The 21,586-nt window shown below is 46.7% G+C and carries 21 protein-coding genes; 6 read left to right on the top strand and 15 right to left on the bottom strand.

Annotated features, from left to right (window positions below; translation table 11 throughout):
* Nucleotides 1-38: 38 nt before the first annotated feature.
* Nucleotides 39-818 (top strand): 3'-5' exonuclease, encoded by a 780-nt coding sequence (locus tag FHS17_RS12505; RefSeq protein WP_167278721.1) that lies wholly within the window; start codon nt 39-41, stop codon nt 816-818.
* Here FHS17_RS12505 and FHS17_RS12500 read toward each other — a convergent pair whose 3' ends face one another.
* Together FHS17_RS12500 and FHS17_RS12495 are read right to left on the bottom strand one after the other, a co-directional pair.
* A complete protein-coding gene (locus FHS17_RS12500) occupies nt 819-1,679 on the bottom strand; it encodes an ABC transporter permease (protein ID WP_167278720.1) in 861 nt (286 codons plus the stop codon). It lies immediately after the preceding gene.
* 196 nt (nt 1,680-1,875) lie between these two features.
* On the bottom strand, nt 1,876-2,652 hold the full coding sequence (locus tag FHS17_RS12495) for an ABC transporter ATP-binding protein (RefSeq protein WP_167278719.1): 777 nt from the start codon (nt 2,650-2,652) through the stop codon (nt 1,876-1,878).
* A 346-nt stretch (nt 2,653-2,998) separates the two neighbouring features.
* Between FHS17_RS12495 and FHS17_RS12490 the strand changes: the two genes are divergently transcribed.
* The gene (locus FHS17_RS12490; RefSeq protein WP_167278718.1) at nt 2,999-3,871 is read left to right on the top strand and encodes a DMT family transporter; all 873 of its coding nucleotides are present in this window, start codon (nt 2,999-3,001) and stop codon (nt 3,869-3,871) included.
* A gap of 267 nt (nt 3,872-4,138) precedes the next feature.
* Here FHS17_RS12490 and hisA read toward each other — a convergent pair whose 3' ends face one another.
* Nucleotides 4,139-4,894: a phosphoribosylformimino-5-aminoimidazole carboxamide ribotide isomerase gene (gene hisA / locus FHS17_RS12485; protein WP_167278717.1), complete on the bottom strand. Its 756-nt coding sequence runs from the start codon at nt 4,892-4,894 to the stop codon at nt 4,139-4,141.
* 152 nt (nt 4,895-5,046) lie between these two features.
* On the opposite strand from hisA, the gene FHS17_RS12480 reads away from it, so the two are divergent.
* Entirely contained in the window at nt 5,047-5,820 is a 774-nt protein-coding gene (locus tag FHS17_RS12480) for an exodeoxyribonuclease III (RefSeq protein WP_167278716.1), read from the top strand.
* On the opposite strand, the gene FHS17_RS12475 is transcribed toward FHS17_RS12480, so the two are convergent.
* Both FHS17_RS12475 and FHS17_RS12470 read right to left on the bottom strand, forming a co-directional pair.
* Complete coding sequence (locus tag FHS17_RS12475) at nt 5,810-7,420, bottom strand: ABC transporter substrate-binding protein (RefSeq protein ID WP_167278715.1); 1,611 nt, start codon at nt 7,418-7,420, stop codon at nt 5,810-5,812. The genes FHS17_RS12480 and FHS17_RS12475 overlap by 11 nt on opposite strands.
* Nucleotides 7,421-7,505: 85 nt before the next feature.
* Nucleotides 7,506-8,372, bottom strand: coding sequence for an AraC family transcriptional regulator (locus FHS17_RS12470; RefSeq protein ID WP_167278714.1), 867 nt, complete (start codon nt 8,370-8,372; stop codon nt 7,506-7,508).
* A 212-nt stretch (nt 8,373-8,584) separates the two neighbouring features.
* On the opposite strand from FHS17_RS12470, the gene FHS17_RS12465 reads away from it, so the two are divergent.
* Nucleotides 8,585-10,192 (top strand): glycoside hydrolase family 43 protein, encoded by a 1,608-nt coding sequence (locus FHS17_RS12465; RefSeq protein ID WP_167278713.1) that lies wholly within the window; start codon nt 8,585-8,587, stop codon nt 10,190-10,192.
* 285 nt (nt 10,193-10,477) lie between these two features.
* Nucleotides 10,478-10,993 (top strand): tetratricopeptide repeat protein, encoded by a 516-nt coding sequence (locus FHS17_RS12460; protein WP_243865312.1) that lies wholly within the window; start codon nt 10,478-10,480, stop codon nt 10,991-10,993.
* A gap of 18 nt (nt 10,994-11,011) precedes the next feature.
* On the opposite strand, the gene FHS17_RS31105 is transcribed toward FHS17_RS12460, so the two are convergent.
* Together FHS17_RS31105 and FHS17_RS12455 are read right to left on the bottom strand one after the other, a co-directional pair.
* Nucleotides 11,012-11,092 (bottom strand): hypothetical protein, encoded by an 81-nt coding sequence (locus tag FHS17_RS31105; RefSeq protein ID WP_341805829.1) that lies wholly within the window; start codon nt 11,090-11,092, stop codon nt 11,012-11,014.
* Nucleotides 11,089-12,036, bottom strand: coding sequence for an NAD(P)-dependent alcohol dehydrogenase (locus FHS17_RS12455; protein WP_341805822.1), 948 nt, complete (start codon nt 12,034-12,036; stop codon nt 11,089-11,091). The genes FHS17_RS31105 and FHS17_RS12455 overlap by 4 nt, the downstream gene beginning before the upstream one ends.
* Before the next feature lie 125 nt (nt 12,037-12,161).
* On the opposite strand from FHS17_RS12455, the gene FHS17_RS12450 reads away from it, so the two are divergent.
* On the top strand, nt 12,162-13,379 hold the full coding sequence (locus tag FHS17_RS12450; protein WP_167278712.1) for a low temperature requirement protein A: 1,218 nt from the start codon (nt 12,162-12,164) through the stop codon (nt 13,377-13,379).
* A gap of 502 nt (nt 13,380-13,881) precedes the next feature.
* Here the strand turns inward: FHS17_RS12450 and FHS17_RS12445 are convergent.
* From FHS17_RS12445 to FHS17_RS12410, 8 genes are all read right to left on the bottom strand, one after another.
* Nucleotides 13,882-14,760, bottom strand: a complete 879-nt coding sequence (locus FHS17_RS12445; RefSeq protein WP_167278711.1) for a carbohydrate ABC transporter permease — start codon at nt 14,758-14,760, stop codon at nt 13,882-13,884.
* Between the two features lie 122 nt (nt 14,761-14,882).
* Complete coding sequence (locus tag FHS17_RS12440) at nt 14,883-15,764, bottom strand: carbohydrate ABC transporter permease (RefSeq protein ID WP_167278710.1); 882 nt, start codon at nt 15,762-15,764, stop codon at nt 14,883-14,885.
* A gap of 90 nt (nt 15,765-15,854) precedes the next feature.
* Nucleotides 15,855-17,180 (bottom strand): extracellular solute-binding protein, encoded by a 1,326-nt coding sequence (locus FHS17_RS12435; protein WP_208420376.1) that lies wholly within the window; start codon nt 17,178-17,180, stop codon nt 15,855-15,857.
* A 122-nt stretch (nt 17,181-17,302) separates the two neighbouring features.
* Nucleotides 17,303-18,091, bottom strand: a complete 789-nt coding sequence (locus tag FHS17_RS12430; RefSeq protein WP_167278708.1) for a response regulator transcription factor — start codon at nt 18,089-18,091, stop codon at nt 17,303-17,305.
* A complete protein-coding gene (locus FHS17_RS12425; protein ID WP_167278707.1) occupies nt 18,088-19,836 on the bottom strand; it encodes a sensor histidine kinase in 1,749 nt (582 codons plus the stop codon). Before FHS17_RS12425 ends, FHS17_RS12430 begins: the two co-directional genes overlap by 4 nt.
* A gap of 432 nt (nt 19,837-20,268) precedes the next feature.
* Entirely contained in the window at nt 20,269-20,685 is a 417-nt protein-coding gene (locus FHS17_RS12420; RefSeq protein ID WP_167278706.1) for a GNAT family N-acetyltransferase, read from the bottom strand.
* Nucleotides 20,686-20,808: 123 nt separating this feature from the next.
* A complete protein-coding gene (locus FHS17_RS12415) occupies nt 20,809-21,126 on the bottom strand; it encodes a carboxymuconolactone decarboxylase family protein (protein ID WP_167278705.1) in 318 nt (105 codons plus the stop codon).
* Nucleotides 21,110-21,529, bottom strand: a complete 420-nt coding sequence (locus FHS17_RS12410; protein WP_167278704.1) for a tautomerase family protein — start codon at nt 21,527-21,529, stop codon at nt 21,110-21,112. The genes FHS17_RS12415 and FHS17_RS12410 overlap by 17 nt, the downstream gene beginning before the upstream one ends.
* Nucleotides 21,530-21,586: the final 57 nt, after the last annotated feature.

The raw sequence follows: 21,586 nt of genomic DNA, 5'->3' as shown, positions 1-21,586 counted from the left end.
GAATGGATAGGCATGAGCAATTAATCGGGGGTTAATATATGGATTATATAATTCTGGACATTGAATTTAACGGACGCAAATTCGCGAGTGACCTTCCGATGGAAGTCATCGAGATTGGCGCTGTACGGCTGAATGCTGACTTGCAGCAGACAGATATCTTTTCTTCCTTAATCAGACCGGTCTACTTCTCCAAGCTGAATTCCTTTATTAAGAAAAAAACAGGTATTCCGCAGGAAGAGATTGATATAGCACCAAGATTCCCTCGTGTCATAGAGGAGTTTATCAAGTGGCTGGACCGAGGTGAATCGTTTATCATCATGACCTGGGGCGGCGAAGACATGAAGCGAATTGTCTTTGATACGCGGATGCACAAGATGGATGATGCCTTCTGGCTTTCCGTTGATTCTTTTGATCTGCTTAAAGGCTATCTTCGTTATAAAAATGTTACGAACGACGTCAGCGTAGAAGGCGCTATAGCCGATCTGAATCTGACCTCTGCAGGCAATGCCCATCGCGCACTCGACGATGCGATCATGACGGCAGATGTGTTCCGGGCGGTATTTGATCATCTTGATTTTGACGGCTACAAGCAGAAATACAAGGATCAATACACAAATGCCAAAGAACGCAGACTCGTCAAAAATGCGGTCCGTTCCATGCGCTCTCATAAGACAGCACCATCATGGGAGCTGTTTGTGACCAAGCATTTGGAAGGCAAAGTAACGATGACGGACCCACGTAAAGAAGCCGAGCTTAAGCAATATTTCGAAGCGGAAGCTGCCAAGCTGCCGCCAAGCGTCAATCCACCTCAAATGTAATTATCCTCTGTAGCTGTCGCGCCATTTGAGCAGACGACGTTCCAGCACCCGTACGAGCGAGTCTGTTAATTTGCCTACGGCAGCGAACAGGATAATCCCAATAAATACAACCTCCGTACGCATAAACGACCGGGCATCCTGGATCAAGTAGCCAATGCCCCGATCGGCTCCCATCAGCTCCGCTACAACCAGCACCAGCCATGCAATACTGATTGATAACCGCAGACCAAGGAGAACATTAGGCATCGCTGCCGGTAGAACGAGTCGCAGCATTTGATTCACCCGCTTGAACTCCAGGACACGCGCCACATCAAACAGCTTTGAATCCACATTCCGCACGCCAAGAAACGTATTGACGTACAGCGGAAAGAACGACCCTAGCGCAATAAGTAATATTTTCGACGTCTCCCCAAAGCCGAACCATAAAATAAACAGCGGCGTAATCGCAAGCAGCGGTACGGTACGAATCATTTGCACGGTAGGGTCCACAAGCTCTTCGAACTTGCTGAACATCCCCACCGCAAGACCAAAGAGCAGCCCAAGGCTGCCGCCAAGCAGGAAGCCAAGCAATGCCCTGAGCACACTAATCTCCAGGTGCCGGAATAGTTCGCCGGACACAACCATCTCATAGAACTCTTTTATAATCGATGAAGGTGCTGGGAACAACATTGGATCCACGATTCCTGTCCCGCTTACATATTGCCAACTCCCCAGAATGATTAGAGGCAGCAGGCTGCCAAGCAAAAATTTTCTCCCCTTGAAATCCCCCTTCTTCCTTGTCGTGTGATTGGACGCAATCGGCTTTGCTGTAACTTGGGAAGGTGCAACCCCTTTTAAAGCTTCTGTTGTTGGGTTAGACATTTCTGTTACTCCTTTCAGCGCTTCAGTTATTTCAGTCGATTGCTCCTTGGGCGCTCCGGTTGTTTCAATCGATTGTTCCTTGCGGTTTGTTTTTTTGATTAAACGGTTTCTTCGGTTAAAAACAAACACGCAATAGTCACACTCGACCGAAACAACCTCCGCTAACCGCTAGATACAATGACAATCTCCGCTGCCGCTAGATTGTGTAACTGACGGAGCCGTTCTCTGGCTCCTCATGCTCCAAAGCCCGCAATATCAGAGTGCGAAGCTCCTGGAACGCAGCGCCTGTTCTTTTTCGAGGAAACGGAAGATCGATGGGTACGATCGTTTTGATTCGGCCGGGACGTGCGTCGAGCACGATAACCCGATGAGAGAGAAAGACCGCTTCATCGATATCATGGGTCACAAACAGCATTGTTGTACGGTTCTCCCGCCATATATCGAGCAGAGCCTCCTGCATATGACTGCGGGTGAAGGCATCAAGAGCGCCAAATGGCTCATCGAGCAGCAGTACCTTCGGATTGCGGAGCAAGGCTCTTGCAATCGCAACACGCTGGGACATACCGCCTGACAGCTGCTTCGGATAGGCTTTTTCAAAACCTTGCAATTTGACCAGCTTGATCAGCTCATCAACCTTCCTTCTGACATCAGGCTTCCGAAGAGACAGATCTGCGGCAATGTTCCGCTCGACCGTCAGCCAAGGGAATAAACGATGCTCTTGAAAAATAAATCCTTTTTCCTGAGAAGGCTTCTTCACCGGCTCCCCTTCAAGCAGAACACGGCCTTCGATATCGATATCAAGCCCTGCAACAATCTTGAGCAGTGTGCTCTTGCCGCAGCCGCTTGGTCCTATAATCGATACAATCTCCCCTTGATTAACTGTCAGCTTCAGCCGATCCAGAACCGGGACCGCATCTCCTGCGGAGCGGAACGTTTTGCTCACATCTACAATTTCCAATAATGCCGTCGACATAGCCGGCACCTCCTCTATTTGGTTTGTCTTACTCGTTCCATCTTTTCCTCATTGGAATAGTAGGATTTAGGAATAAAAAAAAGATCCAATGGACTCAGCCGAAGCCGTCTTCCATTGAATCTCTGGTTCGTCCAGTCGATTCGATCTCATTCTGACAGACTGACATTTTCGTCAATCCATCTCTATTGGTACTGATCATAACGAGAAAGGAAACAACTGTCAATCGTTTTTTCAAGAGGCTCGCAAGGAAAGGCAGGAGTTACAAATTGCTCCCGTTTGCCCTCCTGTAGTAGTATTACATGTTGGGTTTTTTATTCTAATTTATTGCATGGGAGAAGTATCATTCATGAATCGCGCATCAAACTACGCCTACGAGCTGCTCTATGTCGTTGGCATTATTGCCATCTCGTTCTCATCAATCTTCATAAAGTGGTCGAGTGCCGAGCCATCGGTAATCGGTATGTACCGCTTGTATCTAACCATTCTGATTATGCTGCCGCTCGCTTGGAAATACCGGCGCGAGCTTACCCAGCACAGCGCCCGCCAGATATTGCTGTTATTTGCCTCCGGCGTCATGCTTGCTTTGCATTTTCTTCTGTGGATGTCATCCCTGAACTATACAACCGTCGCCAGCTCAACCATCTTCCTGGCGCTCGAGCCAGTTCTTGTTATGCTTGGCTCCTACCTGCTTTTCAAGACCAAGACAAACCGGATTATGCTGCTTGGCATGGGCATTGCAATGATCGGAACTGTCATTATAGGCTCAAGCGACCTCGCGTTATCGCAGGAAGCGCTGTACGGAGATGTGTTGTCGATTCTGGGTACGATTGCGGTTGCCATTCATATGCTGATCGGTAAACAGCTGCGGAACAATATAAGCGCATTCGCCTACAACTTCCTTGTGTTTGCGATTGCCGCCACAACCCTTGCGATCTATAACCTCATCCAAGATTATCGTTTTACCGGCTACAGCTCGCATGAATGGGGCATCTTCCTTCTTCTCGCGATTGTACCAACCTTGTTTGGTCATTATTTATTCAACTGGCTGCTGAAATATATGAACGCCACAGCCGTCTCAATGTCCGTACTAGGCGAACCGGTTATCGCATCGATCCTGGCGTGGGCGTTGCTGAAAGAGGCATTGACCGCCTGGCAGCTTAGCGCAGGCATCGTAATTCTGTTCGGGGTGTGGCTGTTTATGCGCCATGGCAAAGAATAGTTGAAGTTTACATTTTTACTGTTAAAGGCATAAAAAAAGAGAGGTCGTTTTTAATCGCCAAGAGAGGATAAGCGAGAAATGTATCTCCTGGAGGAGCGAAGCGCTTGCCTTTGCCATTGTGAAATCTCGTAAAACGAGTAAATTCAAATTTTCACAATGGCAACAGCAACCGTAACACCGAATCTGCAGACAGCTATTTATGTTTGCAGATTCGGTGTAGGAGATACATTTTTTGCGTTCCAATTCTAGGGATTAACTTCGACCTCTCTACCGCCGGCAGTATGCCACTACCTCATCATAGGACAAGTTGCCGCCGAAGATATCCAGCGCGCTGCCGATCGTAATATCCAGCTTGCCGTTAGTCAGACGGCGGAACAGCTCCAAATCCTCGAAAGACCGGGCGCCGCCCGCATATGTAGTCGGGATTTTCACCCAAGCCGCCAACTGCTCGACCAAGCTTTCTAAAATGCCTGTCCGTTTCCCCTCTACATCTACCGCATGAACAAGAAACTCGCTGCAATACGATTCCAACTCGCGAAGATTCGCTTCATTGACCTCAAAGTTGCTGAACGTCCGCCATTGATTCGTGACGACATGCCAGCTTCCATCCTTTTGCTTACAGCTCAGATCGATCACGAGCTTGTCCTTACCAACCTCGGATACAATCTTGTTCAAGTTGTCCATGTTGAGCTCGCCATCACGGAAAATATACGAAGTGACAATAACCTGCGAAGCGCCTGCTTCCAGGTATTGAGCCGCATTGTCTGCTGTGATGCCGCCGCCAATTTGCAGGCCGCCAGGGTATTCACGCAGCGCTGCTAATGCAGCTTCTTCATTACCTCCGCCAAGCATAATGACATGACCACCTGTCAGGCCGTCCCGCTTGAACATCGAAGCATAATAAGCCGAGTCATGCTCGGATACAAAATTTTCAACGACACGCTGTGGATTGGCATCCAGCGTCTCCCCAACAATTTGCTTAACTTTCCCGCTGTGCAGGTCGATACATGGTCTGAACTTCATGTGATCTCCTCTTTCTCATAATCTGTCCCTTTATTGTAGCAGAATCACTTGGCAGACGTATGCCGCAAAGGCAAATTTTTAGGGACTTCGAGGATGATGCCATGTGTTACACTAGTAGTACTAGAGATGATAGAGAAGGAGAATACCGCTATATGAAGCTTGTATCTTGGAATGTAAATGGCCTTAGAGCCTGTGTAAATAAAGGATTTATGACGTATTTTAATGACATGGATGCAGACTTTTTCTGCTTGCAGGAGACAAAGCTTCAAGAGGGTCAAATTACGATGGAGCTAGGCGAACAGTATCATTTGTTCTGGAATTATGCCGAGAAAAAGGGATACTCCGGTACGGCGATTTTCACAAAGCATAAGCCTCTTTCGGTAAGCTATGGGCTAGGCGAAGAAGATGATGACAACGAGGGACGAGTCATTACACTGGAGCTTGAAGACTTCTTTCTCGTGAATGTGTATACGCCAAATGCAAGACGTGATCTGTCGAGGCTGGAGCTCCGGCTTGAATGGGAAGACAAGTTTAGAAGCTATCTCTCGCAGCTGGACGAGCATAAACCTGTTATTGTTTGCGGGGATTTGAATGTGGCCCATCAGGAAATCGATCTGAAAAACCCGAAATCCAACCGCGGCAACTCCGGCTTCACTGATGAAGAACGGGAGAAAATGACGCGGATTCTGGACTCCGGGTTTATCGATACGTTCCGTTATTTGTATCCGGAGCAAACTGATGCTTACTCCTGGTGGTCCTATATGCCGAAGATCCGGGAACGGAATGTCGGCTGGCGTATTGACTATTTTCTGGCGTCAGCAAGACTCGCTCCAAGCATCGTCGATTCTGGCATCGACAGCCTGATACTCGGCAGCGATCATTGTCCGGTTGTTCTAACTCTCGATTCGAATAAATTTAACGCTTAATATCCCAATTCTCCACATTGATGAACATACCGTAATCCTTTGGCGTTGCGCCGATCACCTTATGATTAACTGCGCCAAGGGCACGAGTGGCATAGATGGACGGCATGGGCACATCTTCTGCCGTAATCTGCTGCAGCCTGCTATAGGCTTGCTTAATCGCCGTTTCCTCCGTCTCCGACTGAAGGGATGACAGCACCTTATTCACCTCGGGATTTGCATAACCGTTAGGATTCCCTTTTTGCAGAAAATAAGCAATATCCGGCAGTGGATTTACAAGTGACATCGCAACTGTCATGATGCCAAGATCGTAGTCTTTCTTGACGAGCCTATCCACCAAGGAAGCAAAATCGAGCATCTGAATATTAACGTCGATCCCAACTGCCTTCAAATCATCGCCCATCATACGAGCCGCCTGCTCCAGCGTGCTGTCTCCGGACAAGACGGATAACGTCAATTTTGTACCGGATTGCCAGCCTGACTCCGCGAGCAGGCTTTTTGCTTTATCCGGATTATATTCCACCTGCATAACACTAGGATCTACATAAGGGCTGTAGCTTGTAAAAAATCCATCCACCGTTTCCCCTGCTCCACGCAGCAGATTATTTACAATCCTCTCGCGGTTAATCGCGCAGGATATCGCTTTTCTTTGCTTCGCACTTGGCAGCACTTGTTCATTGATGTACATCAATTGAGTTGCGATCGATGGCCCGTCGATTGTCGTTACATCAGACAGTGATTTGACCATCCCATGATCTTGAATAGGAATCACGCCAAATGACGGAATGTTCATATCGATCTTCCCATTTTGAAGCTGCGCCGCGATGATTGAGCTAGGCAGCACCTTCACATTTAACCGGGTAATATGCGGCTCGCCTTTGAAATAAGCTTTATTCGCTGTCATCTGAACTAGCTTATCCTTTTCGTAACTATCCAGCTTATACGGGCCGCTTGTGACGGCTGATTTTTGCACAAAATCACCCTGTTTAATCATTTCCAGAGACTCGTCCTCAAGCTCAGCTTTCGAAAGCGTCAGCAAATCACGGCCAATCGTATCCTGGAAAATAATTAACGTTGTTGGTGCTTTTGTCTTGATCGTCAAGGTATGTTCATCGACCTTCTGAACTCCGGCTAATTCCGACTGTCCCTTAGGCATATATCCCTCTGAATCTACACCCTCAATAATCCCGAACATATAGGCATAGTTAGACGCAATATCTCGATTCGTCATAAGCTTCAGCGTATAGATAACATCATCTGCAGTGATTGGCGTACCGTCACTCCATGTGGCATCCTGATTCAGATGAATTGTAAATACAGATTGATCCGTTGTCGTAATGGAATCCGCCAGCATCGACTTGAACGTCAGATCGTCATCCAGCTCTACAAGTGGCAAATACATTAAACCCGCTATATAGGAAGAGACTTGTCCAGCCGGTGACAGAGGGTTTAAGGAATTAGGCGAGAAGGTTACTCCAATATTTATCGTTTTTGTATCAGCAGTTGGATGAAAGGTCATCTCTGCAATCCCGCATGACGAAAGGATAAGTAATAAGCCGGTCAACAGACTTAATAGGTAGCGCCTTCGGGTATGGCTTCGCATTACTTATCACTCCTCTTATTCCCAGCCGCTTAAAAATACCTAACCTATAGTTTACCATTCTAAACATTATTGTCTATCTTATCCATCATTCATGAAATCGGTAGCGATAACGGCTTGGTGACTCCCCCGTCCACCGTTTGAACTGTCTGCTGAAATGTGCAATATTGTTGTACCCAAGCTTTGTAGAGATCTCTTCCACAGTAAGCTCAGGATCCATAAGCAGAAGCTTAGATTTCTTCAGCATTAACGTCGATAAATATTGCCTTGGCGATACGCCAAACGCGCGGGTAAACATACGGTTCACCGAAGAGGTGCTGTAACCTAACGTAACCGCAATAGCTGTTATCGTATCCTTATCATCCAGTTCTACATCCTCCACTGCTTGCTCCAGCAGAGCTGCAACTTGAGAAGCAACTTCCGAGCTTCGGGCTCCTGCCGGATCCTGATTGAGCTTGGACAAAGTACCGCTGATAACGGCAAACAACTCAAATAAAGCCGACAATATATGCATACGGGCTTCCGTCCGCACAACCGATTCCTCCGAGGTTAACTCGATCAGCTTGTCCAATGCAGGACGGATCGCCATCGCAAGTTCACTATCTGAAGGATAAAAGCATCTAGGACTGCGGCAAAGCAGCTCGCGAAAAGAAGGCTCATCCACATCAAAATGGAGACAGTAATACGTCATCTCCTCTTCGCCAATCACTCTGCTTTCATGCCGGTCTCCAGGTCTAAACAGCAGCAGGTCACCTGGCTTTTGTTCATACCGCGTTCGATCAACAATAAACTCCTGCATTCCGGATAGAACCAGGTTAATTTCGAATATAGGATGCTTATGCAGCGGATAGCTCCAATCCTTGTCAACGGTTCTCCAATGAGCACCAAAGACGCGGAAAGTAGAGTCCATATCAGGAAGTATAAACTCTCTTTTTTGTCGTTCTTTTTGCTCCATTCCAAACGCCTCCCGCATGATGCATCATATTGCTTGATTTGGGTAAATATCTTCTCACTATGGATATGGGATATCCGTTAATACCTTGATAATATATTGTTATCATAACATAACAGCTAATCGATTCAGGTGACGAAGAAGGGTAATTTCTTTCTATTTCCAGTCTTTCCATTAGCTTATTTCGTGAACGTTGAGAGGAGAATTTTATCGATATGGCCGTTATTCAGAACCCGATCTTGCCCGGCTTTAACCCTGATCCATGCATTTGCCGTGTAGGCGAAGATTATTATATTGCAGTGTCTACCTTCGAATGGTTCCCTGGCGTTGGGATTTATCATTCAAAAGATTTGAAAAATTGGCGGCTTGCGTCTCGCCCGCTGAATCGCCTCAGCCAACTGAATATGATGGGTAACCCGGATTCCGGTGGCGTCTGGGCACCTCAATTGTCCTATAGTGACAACCAATTCTGGCTCATTTACACCGATGTGAAAGTGGTGGAAGGAAATTGGAAGGACTGCCATAACTACCTTGTGACTTGCAACACGATTGACGGTGAGTGGTCCGAACCAATCCATATGAACAGCTCCGGCTTTGACCCTTCCCTCTTCCATGATGAGGATGGCAAAAAGTATTTTGTTAACATGCTGTGGGATCAAAGAGTCGGTAATCATCCGTTCTACGGCATTGTTCTGCAGGAATATGACGCTGCCGCGCAAAAGCTTGTTGGCAAAGCAGAGGTCATCTTCAAAGGAACGGATATTAAGCTGACAGAAGCCCCTCATTTGTACAAGATCAACGGATACTATTACCTGCTGACTGCTGAAGGCGGAACAAAATACGATCATCAGGCGACGATCGCCCGTTCGAAGGAGCTTCGTGGACCTTATGAGGTTCATCCGGAAAATCCGCTGATCTCGTCGCATGCCCATCCGCGTATTCCACTGCAAAAAGCGGGACATGCTTCGATCGTCCAAACGCATACAGATGAGTGGTTCCTTGTTCACCTGGTTGGACGTCCGCTGTCTCGGGAAGGTCAACCACTGCTTGATCCACGCGGCTTCTGTCCGCTTGGACGCGAGACTGCAATCCAGCGTCTCGAGTGGAACAACGACTGGCCCTATGTCGTTGGCGGCAACAAGCCATCACTGACTATTGAAGGGCCTAACATCGAAGAAGTCGTATGGGGGCCTGATTTCCCGGAGAAGGATGAATTTGATTCCGAGACGCTGAACCTTCATTTCCAGACCCTGCGTATTCCACTTGGCGAAAAGATCGTTTCCTTGAAAGACAACCCGGGCCATCTGCGTATCTACGGTAAAGAGTCGCTGACATCGAAGTTCACGCAAGCCTTTGTTGCCCGCCGCTGGCAGCATTTCAACTTTACGGCAGAGACGAAGGTTGCTTTCAACCCAACGACATTCCAACAGTCGGCTGGTCTTGTGAATTACTACAATACGCAGAACTGGACGTCTTGCCAGATCACTTGGCATGAAGAGAAAGGCCGCATTCTTGAGCTCGTTGCCTGCGATAATTTCTCGTTCTCGCAGCCACTTCAGGGAGCGGAGGTTGTTATCCCGGACAACGTGGAATATGTCTATATTCGCGTTGATGTAACGGAATTGACATACCGCTATTCGTATTCCTTCGATGGCGATCACTGGACGACACTGCCTGTTACATTCGAATCTCACAAACTGTCGGATGATTATATCCAAGGCGGCGGCTTCTTCACCGGTGCATTTGTTGGTATGCAGTGTCAGGATACATCGGGGCGGAGTGAATATGCAGACTTCGATTACTTTGCCTATCGAGAGAACTAATCTCGAGATACGGAACTCGTCATGACAGGAAAAGTTCTCCTTCCAGTTGCTGTTGCATACACTTTGCCTGAACAATATTCAAAGGTTGCAAAGTGTATGCAAAGGCAAGCGCTACGCTCTTCCAGGAGAAACTTTTCCCTCTATTCCTCGCCGAAGTCTTCTATTGGGGTGGGGGAACAGGTAGAAAAAGAACGGAAGTAACCCATGCTTGTGGGTTACTTCCGTTCTTTGTTTGTTATATGATTCAAGAAGTAGATAAACACTTGTAAATTCGAGGATGGTGACATGATGACAAGAGACATATTGAGTGAATTAATTAAACGGCGTGAAGAAGGACGAGCGAAGCAAGATCAAGAGATGTTGAGTGAAGTACGTGAGCAGTTGTTAGAGCTGCTGTCGGAATACCCGGATGATACGGAGATTAATTACCAGACAGGGATAGCTTATGATAATACCGGTCTTGGAAATTTGGCTATCCCTTATTATGAGCGGGCTATTGAGCTCGGCTTAAGTGGTGCTGATCTGGAAAGATGCTTAATGGGCCTCGGAAGTACATACCGCTACTGGGGGCATTACGAGAAAGCAGTTGAGACTTTAAGCAGAGGGATGAAGGAATTTCCCGAGAACCGCGCCATCCAAGTATTTCTAGCTATGGCTCTATACAATAGCGAAAGCTACAAAGAAAGTGTTGAACTGCTGATTACTAATTTAATGGAGACTACCACTGACGAAAAGCTCCATTATTTTAAACGTGGGATATTGGCCTATAATGAAAATCTTGATGAAAAAGCAGCGGAGTAAGATCTGGACTAACGGTTTTTAGCTCTTCATCCGGACGATAAGTTTACCCTTCACTTCGCCTGTTCCGAAATATCGGAACGCTTCGACCGCATCGCTCAGCTCATACTGCCGATCAATAACAGGAATGACCTGACCTGCCTCGATAAGCGACTTCCTACCATCTGATCGTCATGGCTTGGCTTATGTATCAGTATCGTTATTTTCTTCTTTTCGAGCCTGGCGATCAGAGGTGCTGCAAGCAAAGCCTGAAGAAGACGTGGCATTAGCCCGCCAATCATGACATAGGCACCACCTGATCGAAGTGCGCGTTTTATTTCGAAGACAGAGCGGGTACCAACAACATCGAGAATAAGATCGTATTGCTGTCCGCCAGCCGTAAAGTCTTCTTTTGTATAATCCAGGAAATGATCAGCCCCAATGGAAAGCAGCATATCGCGTTTGGCTGTACTGTCTACAGCGGTTACTTCTGCCCCAAAACACTTGGCATATTGGAGAGCAAATGTACCCACTCCTCCGCCAGCCCCATTAATGAGGACACGCTGACCCTGTTGGAAATCCCCTTTATCCCGCAGCCCTTGTAAGGCTAGAACGGCCGCTTGAGGAATCGCCGCCGCTTGCTCGAAGCTTATCCCCGTAGGCTTTGGAGTCAACACTTCCTCACTTGCACATACATACTCAGCAAATCCGCCCCAGCCGCAGCCAGACAGATCCCCAAACACCTCCTCCCCTGGCTGAAAGCGTTTGACGGAGTCACCAACAGCGATGATCTTCCCGGCAATATCTGCACCAAGAATCGGAAACCGTGGTTTACTAAGTCCGCCAATACGGTTTATGTACGGTTTGCCGCGGAGGAGATCCCAATCCCATGAATTAACAGAAGCAGCATGGACTTCAATCAGCACTTCATGATCTTTTGGTGCAGGAACCTCTATCTCTTTTATCTGTAGAACATCAGGTGATCCATACGTTTCATAGACCATAGCTTTCATCGTACGGGGTATTTGCTTTCCGGGTAACTCGACAGCCTTTATCTCAACCTTCATAACAGCCCACCTTAGCTTGAAGTCTCTAACTTTCTATATATACGTTACCTTCTCCTGAAACGATGACTTTTCAATTATCACGTGATACAATCTACAAAATCCGTGGAAACAAAAGGAGAGAAAGAATGAAGAGGTTGACTTCAGATGCCGTCCTATTTCGCAGCAGAGGCAACAGCGAATCAGGGAAAGTATCCTTTATTGAATTATTTTTTGATTTAATTTTTGTTTTTGCTGTTACCCAGTTATCCCATTCTTTTCTGAAAAATTTTACGTGGGAAGGCGCCTTTCAGTTAGGAATTCTCACGATGGCCGTCTGGTGGGTCTGGATTTTCACCGCTTGGGTGATGAACTGGCTTAATCCAGAAACCTCTCGTGTACGATTTATGCTGATAGGACTTATGCTCGTTGGACTTATTATGTCGGCCTCATTGCCGGAAGCATTTGAGAAGTCAGGCATTTATTTCGCCTGTGCCTACACGTTGTTCCAGGTTGGAAGAACCGCTTATACCGTCTGGGTTCTTCAAAAGGGCTCAACAGAGCTCCGCATCAACTTTATCCGCATTCTTAGCTGGCTGACTTTATCCGGAATCTTCTGGATTGCTGGAGGAATTGCCCATGAGGAAACCCGGCTGACTCTATGGTGCATTGCGCTATTCATCGAATATCTTTCCCCTTCCCTTGGCTTCTGGGTTCCCAAGATCGGCAAAACCCCTACAACCGTGTGGGATGTCGAAGGTTCCCATATGGCGGAGCGATGCGGATTGTTCATTATTATTGCTTTAGGTGAGTCCATTCTCGTTACAGGGGCGACCTTCGCCGAACATGAATGGGATATCCTTGCCCTTAGTTCATTTGCCACAGCTTTCCTTAGTACAGTTACCATGTGGTGGATCTACTTTAATATGACGGCCAAAACAGGACATCACTTTATTGCTCATTCCAATGATCCCGGCCGAGTTGCCCGCTCCGCATATACGTATACGCATCTGCTCTTGGTTGGAGGTATTATCTTATCTGCCGTTGCCGATGAGCTCGTGCTCGCGCATCCAACCGGTCATTTGGAGATAAAGACCGCTGTCGTTATATTGGCAGGCCCTGCCCTGTATTTACTCGGTAATATGCTGTTTATGCGAATTGCCGCAGGTGTCATCTCTGCTCCTTATACAGCCGGAATCATTATGCTGGTTGTTCTATTCCCTTTTTACAGTATCCTGTCTCCCCTGCTCTTATCGTTCTTTGCAACGGTTACGCTTATTGCGGTTTCGATCCGGGGATCCGTCTTCACCGAACGGCTTTGTCAGGCTACTCCGCTACAGGGGAATCATAAAACTGAATTGCATTAAGAACAAAAAGTGGCTGTCTCAAAAGAGTACTGCTCGCCATAGAACCGGATCACATGTTGCAGGGTAGCTTAAGGTCCCTGAGGACTCTTAACCAGCTCCGAAAGCTTAGTTAGCGGAGAGTTAAGGTCTCTTGGGGACCTTACTTCGCTTCGTTAGGCATAAAAAGCACTAAAACAGCCTGATCACGCAAACTTAAGGTCCCAAAGGGCTCTTAACCAACTCCATAAGCTTGGTTAGCGGTGAGTTAAGGTCCCTTGGGGACCTTAACTTCGCTTCATTAGGCATAAAAAGTACTAAAACAGCCTGATCACGCAGACATAAGGTACCTTAGGGCTCTTAACCAACTCCAAAAGCTTGGTTAGTGGAGAGTTAAGGTCCCCTGGGGACCTTAACTCTCCATTCGAATAGGGAGGTTGTCACTTAACTCCCAAAAAAAAAGGAGCCATCCCATCGTCATTTTAATGACTTATGGGATAGCTCCTTTTTTACTTTACTTAGAGAGTTAACCTTTTACCGAGCCTGCAGCAATACCTTCTACAATACGGTCGCTGAGGAACAGGAACGTAATGAGGATTGGCAGAATACTGATCATCAGTGTCGCACCAATTGCGCCCCAGTCGGTTGTGTATTGACCGATAAAGTTCTGGACACCAACGGTCAATGTTTTAAACTTATCCGAGCTGATAAACGTGTTGACGAAAATAAATTCATTCCAGTTGTAGATCATGTTGATGATTCCCGTAGTAGCGAGCACCGAGCTTGTCATTGGGAAAATGATCCGGAAGAAGACGGTATGAATACTTGCTCCGTCAATAACAGCCGCTTCTTCTACTTCCTTCGGCAGCGCGTAGTAGAAGCCAAGAAGGATCATGATCGTGATTGGCATATTAAAAGCCACATATGACAGGATCAGAGACAACGGATTGTCGATCAGGTGTACTTTGTTAAACATGCTGAACAGTGGAATAAGCGTCGAATGAACGGGGATCATCATCGCTACCATGAAGAGACCAAGGACAAGCGAGCTGAGCTTCCATTTCATACGAGTTATTGCGAAGGTAACCAAGCTGCCAAAGACAATCGTCAATACGGTAGCCGCAACAGTAATCCATACACTGTTCAAGAAGTAAGTATCAATATTGCCAGCACTCCACACTTTGCTGTAGTTTTCCCAATGTGGAGGGGAAGGCAAGGCAAAGGGCGAGAGATTAAAAACTTCCTGGTTATTCTTAAGTGAGAAGAACATTAACCAGACAAGCGGATAAACCTGGAACACTGCAACGGCAATGAGAACAATGTACAGTACAGCATAGCCGACCTTCATTCCTATTCTCGAACCGGATTTCGCTTCGCCGCCCAGTTTCATAGTTGTAGATGACATGAAGCGTACCCTCCTAAAAAGAATGATCACACAAACAGCCTACAAGGGCTGTTCGTGATGATTCTTACTTCGTAAGCATATGATTCTTTGCTTCGTAAGCAAAATCCTACAGAATGAAAAACTTAAGAATATTGAATCGTATCCTTACTTGCCGTTGCCTTACGGATGATATAAGTCGCAATGAGACAGATAAGGAGCAGGAAGAATCCAATTGCACTGCCATAGCCGAAGTCATAAGCTTTGAATGCTTTGTGGTACATATAGGATGCCATTACTTCACTAGAGCCGTTAGGACCACCGTCAGTCATTACATAGATCAAGTCGAAATACTTCAAGGAACCAACCACAGCAAGGACAATCGTTACTTTAACAACTTCCATCACGAGCGGGAATTTGATTCTCCAAGCAATTTGGAAGGAGTTCGCTCCATCGATCTTAGCTGCTTCTTCAAGTGAAGACGGGATGTTCTTCAGTGCTGCGTAATAAATCAGAATATAGAAGCCCGCGTATTGCCACAGAATCGGAATAAACAATGCGAACAGAACAAGATCCGTTTCTGCAAGCCAAGCGGGGGGATTTGCAACGCCAAGGGATTCCAGCAAACTATTCATAATACCGTTAGTAGGATGATAGATTTTGAGCCAAAGCTGTGCAATTGCTACTGAGGACAGCAGCATCGGAATTAAGTAAATTTTACGGAACAGATTTGCTCCTTTAATTTTTGCCGCTAATACCATTGCTACCACAAGATAAACGATAAGACTGACCATTGAAAATACAGCTAGCAAAAGCGAATGTCCTGCACTTTTCCAGAAATCTTCATCTTTAATCAGTGTTGCGTAGTTATCCAAGCCAACCCACTTCATTGCTCCAATTCCGTTCCACTCATTTAGCCCGTAATAGCCCGTCAAAACGATAGGAATATATACGATAGCTAGAATAAGCAGCAAAGAAGGCAGGATATACAGTGCAATAACTTTCTTGTTCGATAGTACTTTATCCAAATTGGCCGACTCCTTTCTGCAAAAGGGGAGAGTTCCTATCCGGTCAGTTGCATCTGGCCGGATAGGCCTCCTCTATTCTAGATGTCTGACTTAGTTGCCTTTCGCAATCGCAGCGTCTTGCTCAGCTGCGAATTTGTCTGGCTTAACCGCTTTGCCAAAGAGCGATTGGATCATGTTCAGATGAGTTTCAGCCGCATTAGCCGGCAATTGAACGTCTGCGAACAAGGTGATGCTGCTTGCTTTGTTCAGTTCGTTGAACAGGTCGATGTACAGTTGCGGCAGCTCAAGTGTTGATGTATCGATCTTTGTAGCTGGGATAACACCTGCGCCAGTTACGGATTTCTCGCCCCACTTCGTTACGAAGTATTGAACGAAAGCTTTTGCTTCATCTTTCACTTTCGAGTTTTCCGATACGAAGAGGCCTACACCAGGTCCGCCAACCCAGCTGTCCGCGTTGCCTTTACCGCCTTCAACCGTTGGGAATTTGAAGAATCCAACGTTGTCGCGGAACGATTGTGGAATATCTTCATTCGTTGTGAAGTTAGGCAGGTCCCAAGTACCCATCAGGTACATAGCCGCATTGCCGTTCGTAAATTCGGATTTTGCTTCTTCATTGGACAGGCCGTTAAAGCCTTTCACGAATGCGTTAGCATCAACAAGTGACTGCACTTCAGTTGCTGCTTGCTGCAGGCCTGGATCTGTGAATTTTGCTTTGCCTGTAATCGCATTAGCTACTGTTTCTTGACCAGCGATGCGGTCAGCCAGGTACATATACCACAGGGAACCTGTCCAGCGGTCTTTGTTACCAAGAGCGATTGGAGCAACGCCGTTATCCGAAAGTGTTTTTACAACCGTTTTGAATTGATCGTAGGTTGTAGGGATTTCAAGGTTATATTTTTTGAAAATTTCTTTGTTGTAGTAGATTGGAGCAATGTTGAACTCCAGTGGAAGCGCATACGTTTTGTCTTCAATTGCATAAGCTTCTGTTGTACCTGCTACGAATTTACCGTTCAGTTCGCCGCTCAGCAGATCGTCAACTGGTGTGAATAAATTACCGTCAACATAAGGCTTCAGGAAGCCTGCTGCCCAAGTTACACCTACATCAGGAAGTTGATTGGAAGCAGAGAGGACTTTCAATTTGTTCTTGTATTGCTCGTTATCCAGAACCTCTTGCTTGACTGTAACGTTTGGATGTTCTTTTTGATAATCGTCGATGATTTGATTCACAATTTTATTCTGACCTGCGGATACGCCTTCCGGCCACAGATGCATGAAGTTAATCGTCACTTTCTTATCGGAACCGCTTTCAGAAGAGCCCCCGTTAGACGCTGTGTTGCCGCCATTTGAGCTGCTGTTGTTGTTATTGCCGCATGCCGCAGTCACAACTGCCAGGCTTAGAATAAGTGCCACTGTCATCCACTTTGTTTGTTTGAACACGTTTACAACCCCTTTTGACTGATGTGTTTGTGTTGCTAAATAAATTGTAACAGCGCTTTCACAGCAGCATAAGGTCATATGAATTGGGAAAAGTACTACTTTTATTGGATTGTCTCTTCTGCATGAGAAACGCCCTTCCGGTATTGCCCGGGGCTGACTCCTTCATGTGAACGGAATACTTTCACGAAATATTTGGCTGTTTGGTACCCGACCTTCTCGGCAATTTCATTTATAGAAAGACGTGTATTCATCAGCAATTCCTTGGCTCTTTGCATTCTTCGTCTTGTTAAATAATCACTGAATGTAAGCCCGGACTGCTCTTTGAAAAGCACACTGAAATAACTCGCATTCATATGCAAGTAGTCCGCAGTATCCTTCATCGTGATCGACTCACCTAGATGTTCATCCAGATATTGAATCGCTTCTTTCACCTGCGTACCGTATTGGGTTTCCTGCTCCGTTGTCTCCAGCAGCTTCGTATCAACGATCCGCTCCATTCGTTCAACCCGATTCATTTCTTCTTCACGGCGGAAAGCAAGCTCCACTGCCTCAACAAGCTTGGTTTTATCTAAAGGCTTAAGTAAATATTCGATAACGCCAAACTGCAGCGCTTTGTGCGCGTAATCAAACTGTGGATGGCCGGAAATCACGATAATAACAGGAGAATGAGGCCTTTCTCTCAGCTTCTCCACTAGCTCCAGCCCATTAATCTCCGGCATCCGGATATCGGTGATGACAAGATTAGCTTCATTCTCATCCAGCCACTTTAATGCCTCAACTGCGCTGGTTGACGTCGTTATACGGTAACGTCCTGCAGACCAGGACTCCAGCACTTTACGTACACCTTCTCTTGTTCTTGGTTCATCATCCACGATTAGTATTGTCTTCATTTCAACTCGCCCCCATGCTCAATCGGTATTTCAAAGGACATCTTTGTGCCCACTCCTTGCTCGCTCTGTATCTGCAGTCCTTCTGCCTCTTCCCCGTAGTAAAGCCTTAACCTGCGATCCACATTCGATATCCCAACTCCAGTGCCTTTGGCATCATGTACATGCCCAAGCTTCATTGCGGCATACAGCGACTGCACCTTATCAAAGCTCATTCCCGGACCATTATCGAAGACAGATACGCGAATATAGCCTGTGCGGTCCGAAGGCTCCACGGTAATTACAACTGCGCCTTGTCCAAGCTGCTGCTCTACTCCATGTGAGATTGCGTTCTCCACAAGCGGCTGGATAAGCAGCTTCGGAATAGGAACACGGCGGCAGCTTTCCTCTGCTTCAATCTGCCAAGTGAGGCGATCAATCAGGCGCATCTCCATAATTTTGAGATAACGCTCAGCATGCTCCAGCTCATCCGCCACCGTTACCCATTCGTCATCGTCAGCAGGGTTTATGACATAACGGAATAAGCCTGACATCGCAACAACGACCTGCGAAAGCTCTTCTTCCTCTTTGTCTTCAAGCGCCCAATAGAGAGCCTCAAGAGTATTGAATAGGAAATGGGGGTTAATCTGTGCCTGCAGTGCCTTCAGCTCTGTCCGGCTCTGTATAATCTCCTTCTGATAAACGACCTCAATTAATTCATTTAACGAGGCGACCATTTGATTGTACGTATTATTAAGTTCATTAATCTCCAGGGTCGAGGAGGTAACAGGAATCGGCTTCAGTGAGCCATATTTTGCCCCACGCATTGCTTTAATCAGATTAAGGATTGGACTCGTAATCATCGTCGACAGGATAAACGTTAAGATCAGGAACAACAATCCCCCAACCATAACAGATATCTCAATAGCTGTTCGAAGGACCGAGATTCCCTCTGTCGCATAATCAACCGGCGTCAGAATAAGCACCTTCCAGCCTGCCGCCGCATCAAGCTGCTTTTGCACCGGAATAAACGCTTTGCCGTTCATCGTAATTTTCTCGCGGTCCGTTTGCTGAAGGACATCCTGCGGAATATCATCCGAGAAATTAGCAGCAATAATCTGGCCAGAGCCATCGATCAGCCCCATCTCTTCTTTGCTGGACGTTTCATTATCAATCAGCTCAAAATATTTTTTATCAATACGAACCAATAAATACCCTGCATTCGAAAAAGACTGGTCAATCAATCGAACGCGGCGGATCGCTGTAATCTGATTTGGATTTTTTGGATCAATCCCGAACCACACCAGTTGCCCCGCGGCATGATCTACCTGGCGGATCCATTCATTTGGCACCCGGTTGAACAGGCTGATGTCTGTCAGAGGAAACAGCACCCGAAAGCCGTTCGTATACAGCTCAATGGACTGCACCCCACTTACATAAGCCTGCTGCTTCCGGATTTCATGCTGCAGGACCTGCCGCTCCTCGAATGTGAGCTGCGTACCGCCAACTTCCTTGGCCATCAGAGTTTGAATGGATGCATTAGTTGCCACCTGCATTGTAAACGTATCCATTTGATGCAGCAGAACGTCCATCTTCCCTGTAGCCTGCACCGCTGTCTGCTGAATATGCTTCTCAGCATTATTGCGCAGCAGCTCCGAGACTTGTCCATACGTGAAAAAGCCTACAGACACAAGTACCAGCAGCATAACGAGCATAAAGCCTAAGAAAATCTGATTCCGTAATGTGTTTATCCGATTGAACTGGAACAACTCGAGCCCTCCCGCCCTACTATCTGTAGCCACTACTATACACAAAATCACTAAAAAAAAGAAAGCCCTCATATATGGGGCTTAATACATTTGCCTGCGGCGGCAAGCTGCTTCTCAGTATGCTCAATCAAGCTTTAATTGCGGGCATTTGCGCTGAAGCTCCGCTATGAAAGCATCTTGATGAAGTGGTGAAATATAGATCATAAGATACGTCCACCCATAGCCATAGTATAAGCAACGCACAGGGCAAGCATAAGGCAACAATAAAGATCGTTACAAGAGTTCCGGCTCCACCTATAACAAAAGGAGATATTGCTGCCAGGAACAATAAGACAATACAGCTCCATATGATCAAAGAAAGCCACCAATCTATTTTTGGAGCAAATGCCATCCTCTACACCTCCCTGCTTAAAAGCCTTACAAGATGTTCCTTCAGTGATGTGTCGTTGTTGTAATGAGCTCCACTCTAACCGCTTCCCATTGTTCAAAGGCATATTTCAAGAGTAAGTATTTGCACTCGGTATTTACTTCCGTCCGCCACACCTCTGGTGAATACCAGGTCCAGCCGATATTCAAGTTACGATGAGAAGGGGCAATCCGCAGAAATCTTGTTGTTCCAATAATTCGATTATGCTGTTTGTCGAAGACGGCAAAAGGGAATTCATCGCCCCGTTCTCGGCCTTTTATCGCGTTAAGAACAAAGCTCTCCATCTCCTGCTCCGTTTGCACTTTAACAGGAAGATACTTCCACAGTTCATCTGAGCGGGAGCATTCGTACAAAGCCTTGGCATGCTGCGGCTCCAGCGGCAGCAGCTTGACCCGATGGCCTTCCAGTTCAGTAAAACCCATCGACCTCACACCCTCTTTATTATCCATATTTTTCTATATTACTATCATATCGTCTTCTCCTTAATGTCGTAAAGGACAAACAAAAAACGAAAGCATCACAAGATGCCTTCGTTTTCATTTCTACTAGCTATCGGACCTAATCCGTTCTAAAGCGGAGGCCGCCCTTGGCCAGCCTACATAAAAAGCTAAGTGAGTAACGGCCTCAATAAGCTCTTCCTTGGTTAGGCCATTCTCTTGCGCAAGACGAAGATGATAAGGAAGCTGCTCGGTATGTCCCCCTGCCACAAGTGCTGCGACCGTAATTAAGCTCCGCTCTCTAAGTGGCAGCTCTTCTCTGCGCCATAAATCTCCGAACAGGATTTCATCGGAATATCGGGCAAACGCAGGTGCGAAGTCGCCATAGTTCTCTTTTACACTAGTCGTATCAATCTTCGGATGCATGAGGCTGTACCTCCCTTACGGTTTCGAGCATCTGAGCGATTCCGTTGCCAAAGGTCCAATCCTCAAACTCCGTGCCAACCAGCACAACAAAGACGTCCTCCGCACGAATGCCGATCTTACTCAGACGCTGCGCAAGCTCTGAATAGAAGCTTTTCTTCTGCTCCACGGTTCGTCCGGACTTGAGTGTAATCTGGATATATAGCAGCCGATCCGTCCTCTCGACATTCAAGTAATTTGGGCTGTAGAAAAACTCACTTGGTTTATGAGCATGGAATAGCTGGAAATAATCATCCTCCGGCACGCGAAAATGCTCCATCAACGCAGCATGAATCTCACGGCTGATGAGCGGCAGTTCCCCTCCTGCATACTGATCCTCTCTATAACTGACCCGAATAAAAGGCATAAGCATCACTCCTTGGTTGAGATGCTTTTATTGTATCTCCCTCGTCTAAATCTATAT

Origin of the sequence: Paenibacillus lupini (assembly GCF_011761355.1) — a bacterium.
GTDB classification, from domain to species: Bacteria; Bacillota; Bacilli; order Paenibacillales; family Paenibacillaceae; genus Pristimantibacillus; species Pristimantibacillus lupini.
The sequence above is the reverse complement of the archived record's forward strand: the minus strand, read 5'-3'. Positions and strand labels throughout refer to the sequence as shown.

What these genes read in the sequence shown, in the direction of transcription:
- FHS17_RS12505 (WP_167278721.1), top strand. Translation starts at nt 39, where the DNA reads ATGGATTATATAATTCTGGACATTGAATTTAACGGACGCAAATTCGCG.
- FHS17_RS12500 (WP_167278720.1), bottom strand. Translation starts at nt 1,679, where the DNA reads ATGTCTAACCCAACAACAGAAGCTTTAAAAGGGGTTGCACCTTCCCAA.
- FHS17_RS12495 (WP_167278719.1), bottom strand. Translation starts at nt 2,652, where the DNA reads ATGTCGACGGCATTATTGGAAATTGTAGATGTGAGCAAAACGTTCCGC.
- FHS17_RS12490 (WP_167278718.1), top strand. Translation starts at nt 2,999, where the DNA reads ATGAATCGCGCATCAAACTACGCCTACGAGCTGCTCTATGTCGTTGGC.
- hisA (WP_167278717.1), bottom strand. Translation starts at nt 4,894, where the DNA reads ATGAAGTTCAGACCATGTATCGACCTGCACAGCGGGAAAGTTAAGCAA.
- FHS17_RS12480 (WP_167278716.1), top strand. Translation starts at nt 5,047, where the DNA reads ATGAAGCTTGTATCTTGGAATGTAAATGGCCTTAGAGCCTGTGTAAAT.
- FHS17_RS12475 (WP_167278715.1), bottom strand. Translation starts at nt 7,420, where the DNA reads ATGCGAAGCCATACCCGAAGGCGCTACCTATTAAGTCTGTTGACCGGC.
- FHS17_RS12470 (WP_167278714.1), bottom strand. Translation starts at nt 8,372, where the DNA reads ATGGAGCAAAAAGAACGACAAAAAAGAGAGTTTATACTTCCTGATATG.
- FHS17_RS12465 (WP_167278713.1), top strand. Translation starts at nt 8,585, where the DNA reads ATGGCCGTTATTCAGAACCCGATCTTGCCCGGCTTTAACCCTGATCCA.
- FHS17_RS12460 (WP_243865312.1), top strand. Translation starts at nt 10,478, where the DNA reads ATGATGACAAGAGACATATTGAGTGAATTAATTAAACGGCGTGAAGAA.
- FHS17_RS12455 (WP_341805822.1), bottom strand. Translation starts at nt 12,036, where the DNA reads ATGAAGGTTGAGATAAAGGCTGTCGAGTTACCCGGAAAGCAAATACCC.
- FHS17_RS12450 (WP_167278712.1), top strand. Translation starts at nt 12,162, where the DNA reads ATGAAGAGGTTGACTTCAGATGCCGTCCTATTTCGCAGCAGAGGCAAC.
- FHS17_RS12445 (WP_167278711.1), bottom strand. Translation starts at nt 14,760, where the DNA reads ATGTCATCTACAACTATGAAACTGGGCGGCGAAGCGAAATCCGGTTCG.
- FHS17_RS12435 (WP_208420376.1), bottom strand. Translation starts at nt 17,180, where the DNA reads ATGACAGTGGCACTTATTCTAAGCCTGGCAGTTGTGACTGCGGCATGC.
- FHS17_RS12430 (WP_167278708.1), bottom strand. Translation starts at nt 18,091, where the DNA reads ATGAAGACAATACTAATCGTGGATGATGAACCAAGAACAAGAGAAGGT.
- FHS17_RS12420 (WP_167278706.1), bottom strand. Translation starts at nt 20,685, where the DNA reads ATGGGTTTTACTGAACTGGAAGGCCATCGGGTCAAGCTGCTGCCGCTG.
- FHS17_RS12415 (WP_167278705.1), bottom strand. Translation starts at nt 21,126, where the DNA reads ATGCATCCGAAGATTGATACGACTAGTGTAAAAGAGAACTATGGCGAC.
- FHS17_RS12410 (WP_167278704.1), bottom strand. Translation starts at nt 21,529, where the DNA reads ATGCCTTTTATTCGGGTCAGTTATAGAGAGGATCAGTATGCAGGAGGG.